Here is a 13,604-nt window from a genome sequence, read left to right as displayed (position 1 = left end):
GTCAGAGTCGACCGTCGAGATGCATGTCGAGATCCTCCAGCCGGTCCTGTCCCCAGAACATCTGGCCGCTATCCACCACGTAGAAAGGCGAGCCGAATACCCCCGCCTCGACCGCCTCCTCGAGATTGGCGGCATAGGTCTCGGCGCCGCTCAGAAGCCCGCTATCGGCGAGCGCCGGGTCAAAGCCCGCCCGCTCGAGGCAGTCGCGCACCACCGCGTCCTCGGCGATGTCGCGCTCCTCGGCCCAGCACGCGCGCAGCACGCTTTGCACCAGCGCCCCGGTATCGCCGCCGCCCGCGTTCTGCGCGGCGATGATCGCGTAGGACGACGGCGCCGGGTTGGTCGGCCAATGCGCGGGCTTGAGGTTCAGGGCCATGCCGCGCTTTGTGGCCTGTCGGGCCAGTTCCTGCGCGCGGTAGACATTGCGCGAGGGGTGGCGCTCGGCTGGCGGCGTGCCTCCGGTACGCGCGAACAGCGCCATGATGTCGAGCGGCTTGTAGGTCACATCCGCCCCGTGGCGCGCGGCGATCCGTTCAAGCCCATCCCCGGCGAGATAGGCAAAAGGCGACAGGGTGGAGAAATAATAGTCGATATGGGTCATTTCGGCACTCTCCGTTGCGGCACAGGTTTGCGCGACGGTAGGGCCATGCTAAGCGAGGCGCAACATCACGAATCTGTCATAGAGACAATCCCGGGAACATCGCCATGCCTGCCAATACCGAACCGAAGCTGATTTCGGGCAATGCCAACATGCCCTTGTCCAAGGCCATCGCACGCCGCATGTCCATGCATCGCGGCAAGACCGTCGGGCTGGTGGACGCGCGGGTAGAGCGGTTCAACGATCAGGAGGTGTTCGTCGAGGTCTTCGAGAACGTGCGCGGCGAAGACATGTTCATCATCCAGCCCACGTCGAAGCCCGCCAACGACAACCTGATGGAGTTGCTCATCATGGCAGACACGCTGCGCCGGTCCTCGGCACGGCGGATCACGGCGGTCATTCCCTATTTCGGCTATGCGAGACAGGACCGCCGCACCAAGGCGCGCACACCCATCTCGGCGAAGCTGGTGGCCAACATGATTGTTGGTGCAGGCATCGAGCGGGTGCTGACGATGGATCTGCACGCCGCGCAGATACAGGGCTTCTTCGACATCCCGGTGGACAATCTCTACGCCTCACCGGTCTTCGCGCTCGATATCAAGGCACAATTCACTGACGCGCTGGACGATGTGATGATCGTCTCACCCGACGTGGGCGGGGTGGCGCGGGCGCGTGAGCTGGCCAAGCGGATCAACGCGCCCCTCTCTATCGTGGACAAGCGCCGGGAAAAGGCGGGTGAGGTTGCCGAGATGACGGTCATCGGCGACGTGACCGACAAGATCTGCATCATCATCGATGACATGTGCGACACGGCCGGCACCATGTGCAAGGCCGCCGAGATTCTGCTGGAGAACGGCGCGCGCGAGGTCCATGCCTATACCACCCACGGTGTCATGTCCGGACCCGCGGTGGAGCGGATCACCAATTCCAAGCTCAAGTCGATGGTCATCACCGACACGATCCAGCCCACCGAGGCTGTGGCCGCCACTCCCAATATCCGTATCGTACCCACTGCGCCCATCTTCGCACAGGCGATCCTGAACATCTGGAACGGCACGAGCGTGTCATCGCTGTTCGAGGCATCGTCGCTGGAGCCGATCTACGAGGGGCTGCTGGTCCGGGATCCGGGGCGATAGACGGGGAATCTCGGGCTGTTTGGCTGGGTAAAACAGTGCGGAAAACGGTCTTTTTTGCATAGGGTGGGGTGTGCATTCGGTCGCAGCGGGTTCAAGTCCTTGAAAGGAAGCGGTATTCTACAGTATACAATCGTTTCGAAGCCGCTTGCCCGACAGCAAAGCCTCTGCTACACCCCAGCCGAATTTCGGTGTTTCGCAAGTCTCATCGTATGACAACGCCCCCGGTCGCGACCTTGCGTCAAGCGGGTTCAACCGGGGCCAGATTATCGGAAGGGTGGACGTGTCCGAACCAGCTTCGATTTCATCCGGCATCGCCGCGCGCTATGCCACCGCCATCTTCGAGCTCGCGAAGGCGGCCAAGTCGCTCGCCGCGCTCGAGGCCAATCTCGATGATCTCTCCGCAGCACTCGATGCCAGCGCGGATTTGCGCGCGCTCGTCGGCTCGCCGGTGTTGAGCCGTGCCGAGCAAGGGGCAGGCATCGTCGCGGTCGCAGACAAGATGGGGCTCGTCCCGGAACTGAAAAACGGGCTCGGCCTGATGGCGGCCAAGCGCAGGCTTTTCGTGCTGCCGCAGCTCATAGCCCAGCTTGGCGAGATGATCGCCGAAGACAAGGGCGAGGTGAAGGCCGAAGTGACCAGCGCGAAGGCGCTGAGCAAGGCTCAGTCCGACAATCTCGCGAAAACGCTCAAGGCGCGCATCGGGCGCGATGTGAAACTGAAAACGACCGTCGATGAAAGCCTCATCGGCGGTCTTGTCGTAAAAGTGGGCTCGAAGATGATCGACACCTCGATCCGCTCGCGGCTCGATTCCCTCCAGAATGCAATGAAAGAGGTCGGATAAATGGGTATCCAAGCATCAGAGATTTCTGCGATCCTGAAGGACCAGATCAAGAATTTCGGCGAGGAGGCCGAGGTCGCCGAGATCGGTCGGGTGCTGTCCGTGGGTGACGGGATCGCACGCGTGCACGGACTGGACAACGTGCAGGCCGGCGAGCTGGTGGAGTTTCCGGGCGGCGTGATGGGCATGGCCCTCAACCTCGAGAGCGACAACGTGGGTGTCGTGATCTTCGGCTCGGACCGCGACATCAAGGAAGGCGACACCGTCAAGCGCACCAAGTCCATCGTGGACGTGCCGATCGGTGACGGGCTTCTGGGCCGGGTCGTCGATGGCCTCGGCAACCCGCTCGATGGCAAGGGTCCGATCAAGTCCGACACGCGCGGCCTCGCCGACGTCAAGGCGCCGGGCATCATCCCCCGCAAATCGGTGCACGAGCCGATGGCCACGGGCCTCAAGTCGGTGGACGCGATGATCCCGATCGGTCGCGGCCAGCGCGAGCTCATCATCGGCGACCGCCAGACCGGCAAAACCGCCGTGGCGCTCGACACGATCCTGAACCAGAAATCCTACAACGAAGCCGCGGGCGACGACGAGGGCAAGAAGCTCTACTGCGTCTATGTCGCCGTCGGCCAGAAGCGCTCGACCGTGGCGCAGCTCGTGAAGAAGCTCGAGGAAAGCGGCGCGATCGAGTATTCGATCGTCGTAGCCGCCACCGCGTCCGACCCCGCACCGATGCAGTTCCTCGCGCCCTACTCCGCCACCGCGATGGCCGAGCATTTCCGCGACAACGGGCGTCACGCGCTCATCATCTACGATGACCTGTCGAAACAGGCGGTGGCCTATCGCCAGATGTCGCTGCTTCTGCGTCGCCCGCCGGGGCGCGAGGCCTATCCGGGCGACGTGTTCTACCTCCACTCTCGCCTGCTGGAACGTTCGGCCAAGCTCAACGAGGAAAACGGTTCGGGCTCGCTCACCGCTCTGCCGATCATCGAGACGCAGGCCGGCGACATCTCGGCCTTTATCCCGACCAACGTGATCTCGATCACCGACGGCCAGATTTTCCTCGAGACGGACCTGTTTTACCAGGGTATCCGCCCGGCCGTGAACACCGGCCTTTCGGTCAGCCGCGTTGGCGGCTCGGCACAGACCAACGCGATGAAATCGGTCGCGGGGCCGGTCAAGCTCGAGCTTGCGCAGTATCGCGAGATGGCGGCCTTCGCGCAGTTCGGATCGGACCTCGACGCCGCCACGCAACAGCTGCTCAACCGCGGTGCGCGCCTGACCGAACTGATGAAGCAGGCGCAGTATTCACCGCTCTCCAACGCCGAGATCGTGTGCGTCATCTACGCCGGCACCAAAGGCTATCTCGACAAGATGCCCGTGGGCGATGTGGGCCGGTTCGAGCAGGGGCTGCTCAAGCACCTGCGCGGCAAGCATCAGGACCTCCTGGACTACATCACCAAGGAGGATCCCAAGATCAAGGGTGAGGCCGAGGACAAGATCAAGGCTGCGCTGGACGAATACGCCGCCGACTTCGCTTAAGGGGGAGATAAGGCAATGCCGAATCTCAAGGACCTGAAAAACAGGATCGCGTCGGTCAAATCGACCCGCAAGATCACCAAGGCCATGCAGATGGTTGCCGCGGCGAAGCTTCGCCGCGCGCAGGAGGCCGCGGAAATGTCGCGGCCCTACACCGAGCGGTTCAACGCGGTGATGGCCAAGCTGGCCGCATCCGTGGGTGACGCCGAGAATGCGCCGCCCCTGCTCAGGGGCACCGGCGACGACAAGGTGCACCTGCTGGTGGTGATGACCGCCGAACGTGGGCTGTGCGGCGGCTTCAACGCCAACATCGCCAAGCTCGCCAAGGCCGATGCCGCCGACCTGCTGGCGCAGGGCAAGACGGTAAAGATCATCACCGTTGGCAAGAAGGGCCGCGACGCGATGAAGCGCGACTACGGTCAGTACTTCGTCGATCATGTCGACATGACCGAGGTAAAGCGCGTGGGCTATGCCGATGCACAGACCGTCGCGGCCAACGTGCTCAGCCGTTTCGACGCGGGCGAGTTCGACGTGGCCAAGATCTTCTACTCGCAGTTCCAGAATGTGGTCACCCAGATCCCGACCAAACAGCAGATCGTTCCCGTCGATACCGGAGACGCGGAGGATGTCGATACCGGCACCTTCTACGACTTCGAACCCGACGAGAACGCGATCCTCACAGAGCTTCTGCCGCGCGCCGTCGCCACGCAGATCTTCAGCGCGCTGCTTGAAAACGGGGCCTCGGAACAGGGGGCACGGATGTCGGCGATGGACAACGCGACCCGCAACGCGGGCGAGATGATCGACAAGTTGACCATCGAGTACAACCGCTCGCGCCAGGCCGTGATCACCAACGAGCTGATTGAAATCATTTCCGGCGCGGAAGCGCTGTAAAGACAAACCGGAGACGAAACATGGCAAACGCAAAAGGCAAAGTGACTCAGGTCATCGGTGCCGTGGTGGACGTTCAGTTCGGCGACCACCTGCCCGCGATCCTGAACGCGCTGGAAACCGACAACCACGGCAAGAAGCTGATCCTGGAGGTTGCGCAACACCTCGGCGAGAATACCGTGCGCACCATCGCGATGGACGCGACCGAGGGTCTTGTGCGCGGGCAGGAGGTGACGGACAGCGGTTCGCCGATCTCGGTGCCGGTGGGCAATGCCACGCTGGGCCGCATCATCAACGTGGTTGGCGAGCCGGTGGACGAACAGGGCCCGGTCAACGCCGACGAGACCCGCGCCATCCACCAACCCGCACCGGAATTCGACGAACAGTCGACCGAGAGCGAAATCCTCGAGACCGGCATCAAGGTGGTGGACCTGCTCGCTCCCTACGCCAAGGGCGGCAAGATCGGCCTGTTCGGCGGCGCCGGCGTGGGCAAGACGGTTCTCATCATGGAACTGATCAACAACATTGCCAAGGTGCACTCGGGCTACTCGGTGTTCGCCGGTGTCGGCGAGCGGACACGCGAGGGCAACGACCTCTACCACGAGATGATCGAATCCAACGTCATCAAGCCCGACAACCTCGAGGAAAGCCAGGTGGCCCTCGTCTACGGCCAGATGAACGAGCCGCCGGGGGCCCGCGCCCGTGTCGCGCTGACCGGCCTGACGCTGGCCGAGCAGTTCCGCGATCAGTCGGGCACCGACGTTCTGTTCTTCGTCGACAACATCTTCCGCTTCACGCAGGCGGGTTCCGAGGTGTCGGCGCTTCTGGGCCGCATCCCCTCGGCCGTGGGCTACCAGCCGACGCTGGCCACCGACATGGGCCAGATGCAGGAACGCATCACCTCGACAAAGCAGGGCTCGATCACGTCCATTCAGGCCGTCTACGTGCCTGCGGACGACCTTACTGACCCGGCCCCGGCGACGACCTTCGCCCACCTCGACGCCACCACGGTGCTGTCGCGTGCGATTTCCGAGCTCGGCATCTACCCCGCCGTGGACCCGCTCGACTCCAACTCGCGCCTGATGGACCCGCAGATCGTGGGCGAGGAGCACTACCAGGTCGCGCGCGACGTGCAGGGCATCCTGCAGCGCTACAAGGCGCTTCAGGACATCATCGCCATCCTCGGGATGGACGAGCTCAGCGAAGAGGACAAGCTGACCGTGGCCCGCGCCCGCAAGCTCCAGCGCTTCCTGTCGCAGCCCTTCGACGTGGCCAAGGTGTTCACCGGCTCCGACGGCATCCAGGTGCCGCTTGAAGAGACGATCAAATCGTTCAAGGCCGTGGTCGCGGGCGAATACGACCACCTGCCGGAGGGGGCCTTCTACATGGTGGGCGGTATCGACGACGTGGTTGCCAAGGCAGAGAAGATGGCCGCAGCCGCTGCCTAAGCGCCGCGCGGCGGGCCATCGGCCCGCCATCTGCCACAAGAGGAGGCCGATATGGCTGAGACAGTGCAATTCGATCTCGTGAGCCCCGAGCGTCTTCTCGCTTCGGTGGAGGCGCGCGAGGTGCTGATTCCCGGTGCCGAGGGCGACATGACGGCCCTGCCCGATCACGCACCGCTCATCACGACGCTGCGCCCCGGCATCGTCCGGGTATCGGGAGCCGATGGCGACAAGGAATACGTCGTCACCGGCGGTTTCGCCGAAATCAACGGCCAGAGCATCTCGGTCCTGGCCGAGCGTGCCTTGCCGCGCGCGGACGTGACGAAAGAAGACTTCCAGTCGATGGTGGACGAAGCGACCGAGCGCCTCAACCGCGTGAAGGAACAGAACGCCGACGAGCATGGTCTTATCGACGATGCCACCAAGCTTCTGCACGACATGGTGGCCGTGGGCGATCACATCGGCATGTCGCCCAACTGAGATTGGACAGGTTCACAGCGAAAAAGGGCTGCCACGTGCGGCCCTTTTTTCTTGTCCGGCCTTACCGTCTTACTCGGCGGCCTGCCGGGTGATCTTTTCCAGATGGACGCGCAACTGCTCGGCCTCGTAGCGGGCCTCGCGCAGCCCCTCCATCGTAGCCGAGAGTTCGGCCTCGGTCTGGCTGAGCTGATTGGTCAGTTCGGCTTCGCGCTGTTGCAGGTAGGTGATCGCCTGGTCGCGCGTTTCCTCGGCCTCGTGCAATTCCTGCGCGAGACGCTCGAGTTCGCCCACCTCAGAGGGCTGCACCCGCACGAAACGGTGTATCAGCCAGTTGGCGAACCAGCCTACGCAGAATGCCACGAAGAGCACGATCGCGGTCGCGATGATGAATTCAGTTCTGTTCATCGGCGGTGCTGTCCTGACCGGCCTCTTCTTTCCGTTCCTCCTTGTCCCCCGTATCCTCGGCGCTTTCAAGGCCCGTTTGCTCCTCGGGGGCGGGATCGGGCCGGATCAGGCGAAATTCGATGCGGCGGTTGGTTTCGCGGCCCTCCTCGGTGTCGTTGTCGGCGATTGGCCTGCTCTCGCCATAGCCCTTCGCCTCAAGCCCGGAGGTAAGCACCCTGCGCAGGCGCAATTCGTCGAGCACCGCGCGCGCCCGCTCAAGGCTCAGCCGGGCGTTCATCTCCTCGCGACCCTGGCTGTCGGTATGGCCCGCCACCTCCATGCGGATCTCGCCGCATTCCTTGAGGATCTCGGCGATCTCGTCGAGAATCGTGGCTCCCGTTCCGTCGATCCGCGCCGATCCCGGCTCGAACCCTATCTTGCGGTCATCCTGCACCGCAGCGATGCGCGCCTCGCACTCCTCGGGCGTGGGCAGCGCGGCCACGGCGTCGAGCTGCTCGACATAGGTCACGTCAAGATCGAACGGCTCGCTGCTGCCCAGCCTGTCGACCAGGAGCTGCGCTATGACGGTGCCTGCTTCCTTGCGCCCCGACTTGCCGCGCACCATGGCGGAATCAGGCGTCACCGTCACCGCACCGCTGTTGAGATGCGAGAGTGCCTCGATGGCGAGTAGCACGCGCGTCGGCCAGTCCTTCGGAAGCCCCTCGGCCACACGCGCGGTCACATGCACCGCATCCGCGGCAAAACGCGCCTGAGCCAGGCTCGTCGCGGTGTCGCGCATCCGCGCGCTGCCGATGCGCCCACGCAACAGCACCTGCCCCTCGGGCGACAGCGTCGCGATGAACTCCTGCACCACCGGCGCGCTCTTCTCGTCAGGTGGGGGCGGCAGCGTGGCATCGAGCGCGAAAACCTCCGGCAACGCCCCTTCGAGCGTGCCAACCACGTCGTCGAACAGCGCCTGATCGGTGCCCGGCTGTGCCAGCAGGGAGATATCTGCATCGGTGAGCGTGACGCTGCCCGCTCCGAGACGCGCCAGCGCGTCGATCGCCTGTTCGACAGCGCGCGCCCAGTGCGGCGACGGCACGCCCATGCCGACAACGCATTCCGCGCGCCCCTCCTGCCCCGCACGCGCGGCGGCGCGCAGGATGTGCTCTCGCGCCTCCTCGGTATCGGCTGAACAGGCGTCAAAGCGCGCACCACGTTCGTCGATGACAAAGCGCAGCGTGAACGGCGTGATCACCGGGCGCGGCGCGGAAATATCCAGAGCGAGGCGCACATCCTCGGGGCTGCGCCGCGCCAGATCGGTCTCGATGCGTCGCTTTTCCTCGGCGCTGTCGACCATGGCCGTGACTGAAACGCGCTCGGCGGTCACCGATATCTTGCTGCGTGGCAGGCTGCCGAGCGCGTGCAACGCGTGGCGCAACGCGGGCTGCCAGCTCTCAGGCGCCGGGTAATCGGCAGCATCGAGCAGGTCGGCGACCGGCGCCCCGTCCGTCGCCTGCGCGATATCCTCGAGAAGTTCTTGTCGGTCAAGCGCGGCGGGCACCAGCCCGATGAGCGAAATGCCCCGTTCGTTGCGCAGTATCTCGATGGCGAATTGCGGCGGCGCGAGCGGCTCGGCCTCTTCCACCACGGTCTGGTCGATCACCCTTGTAGCATCGACCACCTGGCCTGCGACAGACAGCGCGGCAAAGCGCGCGGCTTCGTCCGGCGCGGTCCCGGCGAGGAACACCTGCAACCCGTCAGTGCCCACCTCGGCCCAGACCATGCCTTGCGCGTCGAGCGCATCGCGCACCGCGCGGCGCGAGCCGTCCTCGATGGCACTCACCGCAAAGCCGGCGGCCAGCATGGACAGCGCGGCGGCCCCTGCAAAGGCTCCGCCGATGGAAAAGATAGTGGACAGGCGCCAGGACATGCGACCTCGTGTCGTTGCACTCGCCTGTGTTCTAGGCACCGCAAGCCCGGAGCGCAATCACGCCAGCAGCGCGACGGCGAAAAACGGCAAAGGCAGCAGCCCCGCATTGCGATTCGAGCGGAAAAGCGCCAACAGCCGCGCGTTGTCATCGAGCCGCAGCCGCCGCAACTGCCCGAAGAGGTGCCAGCCCATCGCCCAGACCCCGCACAAGGCCACGACCAGCGCCACGGGCCGCCCTGCAGGCGCGGCAAGAATCACCGCCACCATCATCAGGAGCACGCAGGCCACGAGAAACCGCCGCAACCAGCGCGGCGAGTCGTCGCCAAATAGCCGCGCAGTGGATTTCACCCCTATCAGCGCGTCATCCTCGGCGTCCTGATGGGCATAGATCGTGTCGTAGAAAAGCGTCCACGCGATCCCCGCGAGGTAGAGCACCACCGCCGGTGCCTCGAGCCGCCCGGAATGCGCCGTCCACGCAAGAAGCGCACCCCAGTTGAAGGCGAGCCCGAGGAAGATTTGCGGCCACCAGGTGAACCGCTTGGCAAAGGGATAGACCGCCACCGGCAGGAGGGCGAGAACCCCGAGCGCGATGGCCGCCGCGTTGAACGTGAGCAGGATGGCGAACGCCACGAGGGACTGCGCGCACATCCACGCCAGCGCGCCGCGCACCCCCACCTGCCCCGAGGGGATGGGCCGCGAGGCGGTGCGCGTCACCGACCCGTCGATGTCTCGGTCGGTGATGTCGTTCCAGGTGCAGCCCGCCCCGCGCATCAGAAACGCGCCAATGGCGCAGCCCGCGAAAATCCACGCGTCAAACCAGCCCGCGCGCCCGTCGGCCAGCATCGCCAGCACCAGCCCCCACCAGCACGGCAGCAGCAACAGCCAGGTACCGATCGGTCGATCTGCGCGGCTGAGCCGCAGGTAGGGGCGCGCGGCGGCAGGGGCATAGCGATCCACCCAATTGCCCCGATAGGCATCGGCCACGGTGCCTTCGGCCTCTGGTGTCCGGTTTGCTGCGCTCATATGCTAACCCCATGAGTGGATCGCGGATCAGGCTGTATGTAGAGCACCCGCTGGGGGAAGGGCAAACCCTGTCTCTCGACCGCGCGCAGGCGCATTACCTCTTTTCGGTGATGCGGCTCGGCCCGGACGACGGCGTTGCCGTGTTCAACGGGCGCGATGGCGAATGGCGGGCCACCGTCACCGAGGCCGGCAAGCGCGGCGGCACGCTCGCCTGCGAGACGCAGACCGCGCCGCAGCGCGACCCGCCGGACCTGTGGCTGCTGTTCGCGCCGATCAAGAAGGCACGAACCGATTTCATCGTGGAAAAGGCCGCCGAGATGGGGGCCGCGCGCATCCTGCCGGTGCAGACCGATTTCACCAATTCCGAGCGTGTCCGGCAGGACCGGTTGCAGGCGCACGCCGTCGAAGCCGCCGAGCAATGCGGCGGCACCTATGTTCCCGAGGTGACTGGCCTGCACAGGCTCGATTCACTGCTCGCGGATTGGCCCGCGAACCGCCGCCTGATGTTCTGCGACGAGGCGCTTGCAGGCGGTGCCTGCGCCCTGCCCCGTGACGGGCGAGGGCAGCCATGGGCCGTGCTGATCGGCCCTGAAGGCGGCTTTTCCGACGCCGAGCGCGCCCGCCTCTCAGCCCTGCCCTTTGCCCACCCGGTGGCCCTGGGGCCGCGCATCCTGCGCGCGGATACCGCCGCCGTCGCGGCGCTCACGCTATGGCAGACGACCTGCGGGGACTGGACATGAGCCTTATCCGCCCGCAGGCGCGCGCCGCGCTCTGGCGCTGGCGCGAGGTGCTGGCGGGGACGGGGGCCGGCATTCTGGGGCTTTGGTGGGTGCTGGGCGGCACCGGGATCGTGCAGGCGCTGGGCTGGGTGCTTATCGCGGTGGCGGTGGCGCTGGGGCTCGCCGGGGTGCAGCGCGCGCGCTTTCGCACCGGGGCGGGCGGGCCCGGCGTGGTGGTGATCGACGAGGGGCTCATAGCCTATCTCGGACCGCAGACCGGCGGCGCGGTCGCGCTGTCGGAAATGACCGCGCTCGTGCTGGATGCAAACGGGACGCGCCGCTGGCTGCTGTCGCAGCCCGGCCAGCCCGATCTCGCGATCCCGCTCGATGCCGAGGGGGCGGACGCGTTGTTCGACGCTTTCGCCACGCTGCCGGGGCTGCGCAGCGGACAGGTCGTGGCGGCGATGCGCCGTCCCGCGCCCGGCCAGCACCTTCTGTGGGAACGAGCAGGCCGGGGGGCTAAGCGACCAAGGCTGCATTGACACCCGCGCCGAATGCCGCCAACTCTGACCCCCTAACCGAAGCACACCGCGCAGGAGGCCCGCGCATGTCCATTCCCCAATCCGGCGGCGGGCCGATCGAGCACCACGCGCAACTGGCAGAATATCTCGAAAGCGGCTGCAAGCCACACGACGATTGGCGTATCGGCACCGAGCACGAGAAGTTTGGCTATTGCCGCGACACCCTGCGCCCCCTGCCCTACGAGGGCCGCCGCTCGATCCTCGCCGTGCTGGAAGGGCTGCGCGACGGGCACGGCTGGGCCCCGGTCGAGGAGGCCGGCAAGCTCATCGGGCTGGAAAAGGATGGCGCCAACGTGAGCCTGGAACCGGGCGGACAACTGGAACTGTCCGGCGCGCCGCTCGAAAACATCCACCAGACCTGTGACGAGGTGAACGAGCACTTGGCGGATGTAAAAGACATTGCCGACAAGGTGGGCGTTGGCTTTATCGGGCTGGGGGCCGCGCCGATCTGGCGGCACGAGGAGATGCCGGTCATGCCCAAGGGGCGCTACCGGCTGATGACCGATTACATGGACCGCGTCGGCACGATGGGTAAAACCATGATGTATCGCACCTGCACCGTGCAGGTGAATCTCGATTTCGGCTCCGAGGCGGACATGGTGCAAAAGTTCCGCGTGGCCCTCGCCCTGCAACCAGTCGCCACCGCGCTCTTTGCCAATTCGCCGTTTTTCGAGGGCAAGCCCAACGGCCACAAGTCGTGGCGGGCCCGCGTCTGGCGCGATCTCGACCCGGACCGGACGGGCATGCTGCCATTTGTCTTCGACGACGGGTTCGGGTTTGAGGCCTATGCCGATTACGCGCTCGATGTGCCGATGTATTTTGTCTATCGCGACGGCGTCTATCACGACGCGCTGGGCCAATCCTTTCGCGATTTCCTGCGCGGGGAACTGCCCGCCCTGCCCGGCGAGAAACCCACGATGTCCGATTGGGCCGATCACCTCACCACAATTTTCCCCGAGGCGCGGATCAAGCAATTCATGGAGATGCGCGGCGCCGATGGCGGCCCGTGGCGCAGGCTCTGCGCGCTCCCGGCCTTCTGGGTGGGTCTGATGTATGACCAGGGTGCGCTCGACGCGGCCTGGGACCTGTGCAAATCCTGGACCGCCGAGACCCGTGAGGCGCTGCGCGTGGCCGCGAGCGTCGATGGGCTTCAGGCGCGGGCCGGCGACATCGCGATGCACGACCTCGCGCGCGAGGTGCTCGACATCGCCGAGGCGGGGCTGCGCGCGCGCGGGCGCGCCGGCGGCGGTGGGATGATCCCCGACGAGACGCATTTCCTCGGCACGCTGCGCGAGAGCGTGGAGACTGGCAAGACCCCTGCCGACGAGTTGCTCGAGCGCTACCACGGTGACTGGCAAGGCGACCTGAGTCGCATCTACGCCGATTACAGCTACTGAACGTCGCGCGACAGCACGCCGCAGGCATCAGTTCTCAAAAAATCGAATTTCCTTTCATCTGGCGCGCGAACCGGCCGGATTCAAGCGCGTTCGGACTGATAACCGGTCGATTTCGGGACAATCGTGACGCGGGGTTCTGCTAATTTCAACTACCGGGTCACATACGAGTCCGGATGACGCAACTACGAGGGAGTCTACAGATGTCCGATAAATTCGTCGTCGGCTACGACGGCAGTGTCGCGGCGCGACGCGCATTGGAGTTCGCGGTCGCGCGGGCAAAGGCGCAGGGCGGTGCGATCGTCCTGGCGCATGTGCTCGAATGGTCGCCATATTCGTTTCTCACACCTTCCGAGCTCGAGGAGCGGCACATGCGCCGCCGCGAGGAAATGGAGCGCGCCGAAGAGGCGGTGCTCGGGCCGGTCGTCGCGGAATTGACCGACAGCGGTGTTTCGGTGGAAACGGTGATCCGCTACGGCAACATCGCCGAGATGCTCGGCAAGATCGCCACCGAGACGGGGGCGGTGCAGATCATCGTTGGGCGCGAGGGTTCCTCGGCGCTCGAGGCACGCATCTTTGGCTCGGTCGCGGGAACGCTGGTGCAGACCGCACCGGTGCCCTGCACCATCGTGCCGTGATCGGA

General features: G+C 65.4%; 14 protein-coding genes. 10 read left to right on the top strand and 4 right to left on the bottom strand.

From position 1 onward, the window contains the following. Position 1: 1 nt before the first annotated feature. Positions 2-601, bottom strand: a complete 600-nt coding sequence (locus AC13D8_RS15480) for a DsbA family protein (RefSeq protein ID WP_482969569.1) — start codon at positions 599-601, stop codon at positions 2-4. Positions 602-705: 104 nt separating this feature from the next. On the opposite strand from AC13D8_RS15480, the gene AC13D8_RS15475 reads away from it, so the two are divergent. The 6 genes from AC13D8_RS15475 (at position 706) to AC13D8_RS15450 (ending at position 6,927) form a co-directional block, all read left to right on the top strand. Beyond that, a complete protein-coding gene (locus AC13D8_RS15475; RefSeq protein WP_104019800.1) occupies positions 706-1,734 on the top strand; it encodes a ribose-phosphate pyrophosphokinase in 1,029 nt (342 codons plus the stop codon). A 274-nt stretch (positions 1,735-2,008) separates the two neighbouring features. Beyond that, positions 2,009-2,575, top strand: a complete 567-nt coding sequence (locus tag AC13D8_RS15470; protein ID WP_482969684.1) for a F0F1 ATP synthase subunit delta — start codon at positions 2,009-2,011, stop codon at positions 2,573-2,575. Continuing rightward, entirely contained in the window at positions 2,576-4,114 is a 1,539-nt protein-coding gene (atpA, locus tag AC13D8_RS15465; protein ID WP_482969568.1) for a F0F1 ATP synthase subunit alpha, read from the top strand. Between the two features lie 15 nt (positions 4,115-4,129). Continuing rightward, entirely contained in the window at positions 4,130-5,005 is an 876-nt protein-coding gene (locus AC13D8_RS15460) for a F0F1 ATP synthase subunit gamma (protein WP_129432699.1), read from the top strand. 20 nt (positions 5,006-5,025) lie between these two features. Further along, a complete protein-coding gene (gene atpD, locus AC13D8_RS15455) occupies positions 5,026-6,450 on the top strand; it encodes a F0F1 ATP synthase subunit beta (protein ID WP_129432698.1) in 1,425 nt (474 codons plus the stop codon). 51 nt (positions 6,451-6,501) lie between these two features. Then, entirely contained in the window at positions 6,502-6,927 is a 426-nt protein-coding gene (locus tag AC13D8_RS15450; protein WP_482969567.1) for a F0F1 ATP synthase subunit epsilon, read from the top strand. A gap of 69 nt (positions 6,928-6,996) precedes the next feature. On the opposite strand, the gene AC13D8_RS15445 is transcribed toward AC13D8_RS15450, so the two are convergent. Genes AC13D8_RS15445 through ubiA form a run of 3 tightly spaced genes read right to left on the bottom strand, consistent with a single transcriptional unit; the run spans position 6,997 to position 10,267 of the window. Continuing rightward, positions 6,997-7,332 carry a hypothetical protein gene (locus AC13D8_RS15445; RefSeq protein WP_129432696.1) on the bottom strand — a complete coding sequence of 112 codons (336 nt, stop codon included), beginning with the start codon at positions 7,330-7,332 and terminating at the stop codon, positions 6,997-6,999. Continuing rightward, entirely contained in the window at positions 7,319-9,244 is a 1,926-nt protein-coding gene (locus AC13D8_RS15440; protein WP_482969566.1) for an OmpA family protein, read from the bottom strand. Before AC13D8_RS15440 ends, AC13D8_RS15445 begins: the two co-directional genes overlap by 14 nt. Positions 9,245-9,301: 57 nt before the next feature. Continuing rightward, the gene (gene ubiA, locus AC13D8_RS15435; RefSeq protein WP_482969565.1) at positions 9,302-10,267 is read right to left on the bottom strand and encodes a 4-hydroxybenzoate octaprenyltransferase; all 966 of its coding nucleotides are present in this window, start codon (positions 10,265-10,267) and stop codon (positions 9,302-9,304) included. Positions 10,268-10,278: 11 nt separating this feature from the next. On the opposite strand from ubiA, the gene AC13D8_RS15430 reads away from it, so the two are divergent. The 4 genes from AC13D8_RS15430 to AC13D8_RS15415 all read left to right on the top strand — a co-directional run bounded on the left by AC13D8_RS15430 (position 10,279) and on the right by AC13D8_RS15415 (position 13,599). Beyond that, on the top strand, positions 10,279-11,007 hold the full coding sequence (locus AC13D8_RS15430; protein ID WP_482969564.1) for a 16S rRNA (uracil(1498)-N(3))-methyltransferase: 729 nt from the start codon (positions 10,279-10,281) through the stop codon (positions 11,005-11,007). Then, positions 11,004-11,528 carry a hypothetical protein gene (locus AC13D8_RS15425; RefSeq protein ID WP_482969563.1) on the top strand — a complete coding sequence of 175 codons (525 nt, stop codon included), beginning with the start codon at positions 11,004-11,006 and terminating at the stop codon, positions 11,526-11,528. Before AC13D8_RS15430 ends, AC13D8_RS15425 begins: the two co-directional genes overlap by 4 nt. A gap of 65 nt (positions 11,529-11,593) precedes the next feature. Further along, positions 11,594-12,964: a glutamate--cysteine ligase gene (locus AC13D8_RS15420; protein WP_482969562.1), complete on the top strand. Its 1,371-nt coding sequence runs from the start codon at positions 11,594-11,596 to the stop codon at positions 12,962-12,964. A gap of 200 nt (positions 12,965-13,164) precedes the next feature. Continuing rightward, positions 13,165-13,599, top strand: a complete 435-nt coding sequence (locus tag AC13D8_RS15415; RefSeq protein ID WP_482969561.1) for a universal stress protein — start codon at positions 13,165-13,167, stop codon at positions 13,597-13,599. Positions 13,600-13,604: the final 5 nt, after the last annotated feature.

The organism is Roseovarius sp. B-10, from assembly GCF_056859295.1.
The sequence above is the reverse complement of the archived record's forward strand: the minus strand, read 5'-3'. Positions and strand labels throughout refer to the sequence as shown.

Bases quoted from the DNA above. Each gene is read 5' to 3' on its own strand.
- AC13D8_RS15480 (WP_482969569.1), bottom strand. From the start codon at position 601: ATGACCCATATCGACTATTATTTCTCCACCCTGTCGCCTTTTGCCTAT.
- AC13D8_RS15475 (WP_104019800.1), top strand. From the start codon at position 706: ATGCCTGCCAATACCGAACCGAAGCTGATTTCGGGCAATGCCAACATG.
- atpA (WP_482969568.1), top strand. From the start codon at position 2,576: ATGGGTATCCAAGCATCAGAGATTTCTGCGATCCTGAAGGACCAGATC.
- AC13D8_RS15460 (WP_129432699.1), top strand. From the start codon at position 4,130: ATGCCGAATCTCAAGGACCTGAAAAACAGGATCGCGTCGGTCAAATCG.
- atpD (WP_129432698.1), top strand. From the start codon at position 5,026: ATGGCAAACGCAAAAGGCAAAGTGACTCAGGTCATCGGTGCCGTGGTG.
- AC13D8_RS15450 (WP_482969567.1), top strand. From the start codon at position 6,502: ATGGCTGAGACAGTGCAATTCGATCTCGTGAGCCCCGAGCGTCTTCTC.
- AC13D8_RS15445 (WP_129432696.1), bottom strand. From the start codon at position 7,332: ATGAACAGAACTGAATTCATCATCGCGACCGCGATCGTGCTCTTCGTG.
- AC13D8_RS15440 (WP_482969566.1), bottom strand. From the start codon at position 9,244: ATGTCCTGGCGCCTGTCCACTATCTTTTCCATCGGCGGAGCCTTTGCA.
- ubiA (WP_482969565.1), bottom strand. From the start codon at position 10,267: ATGAGCGCAGCAAACCGGACACCAGAGGCCGAAGGCACCGTGGCCGAT.
- AC13D8_RS15430 (WP_482969564.1), top strand. From the start codon at position 10,279: ATGAGTGGATCGCGGATCAGGCTGTATGTAGAGCACCCGCTGGGGGAA.
- AC13D8_RS15425 (WP_482969563.1), top strand. From the start codon at position 11,004: ATGAGCCTTATCCGCCCGCAGGCGCGCGCCGCGCTCTGGCGCTGGCGC.
- AC13D8_RS15420 (WP_482969562.1), top strand. From the start codon at position 11,594: ATGTCCATTCCCCAATCCGGCGGCGGGCCGATCGAGCACCACGCGCAA.
- AC13D8_RS15415 (WP_482969561.1), top strand. From the start codon at position 13,165: ATGTCCGATAAATTCGTCGTCGGCTACGACGGCAGTGTCGCGGCGCGA.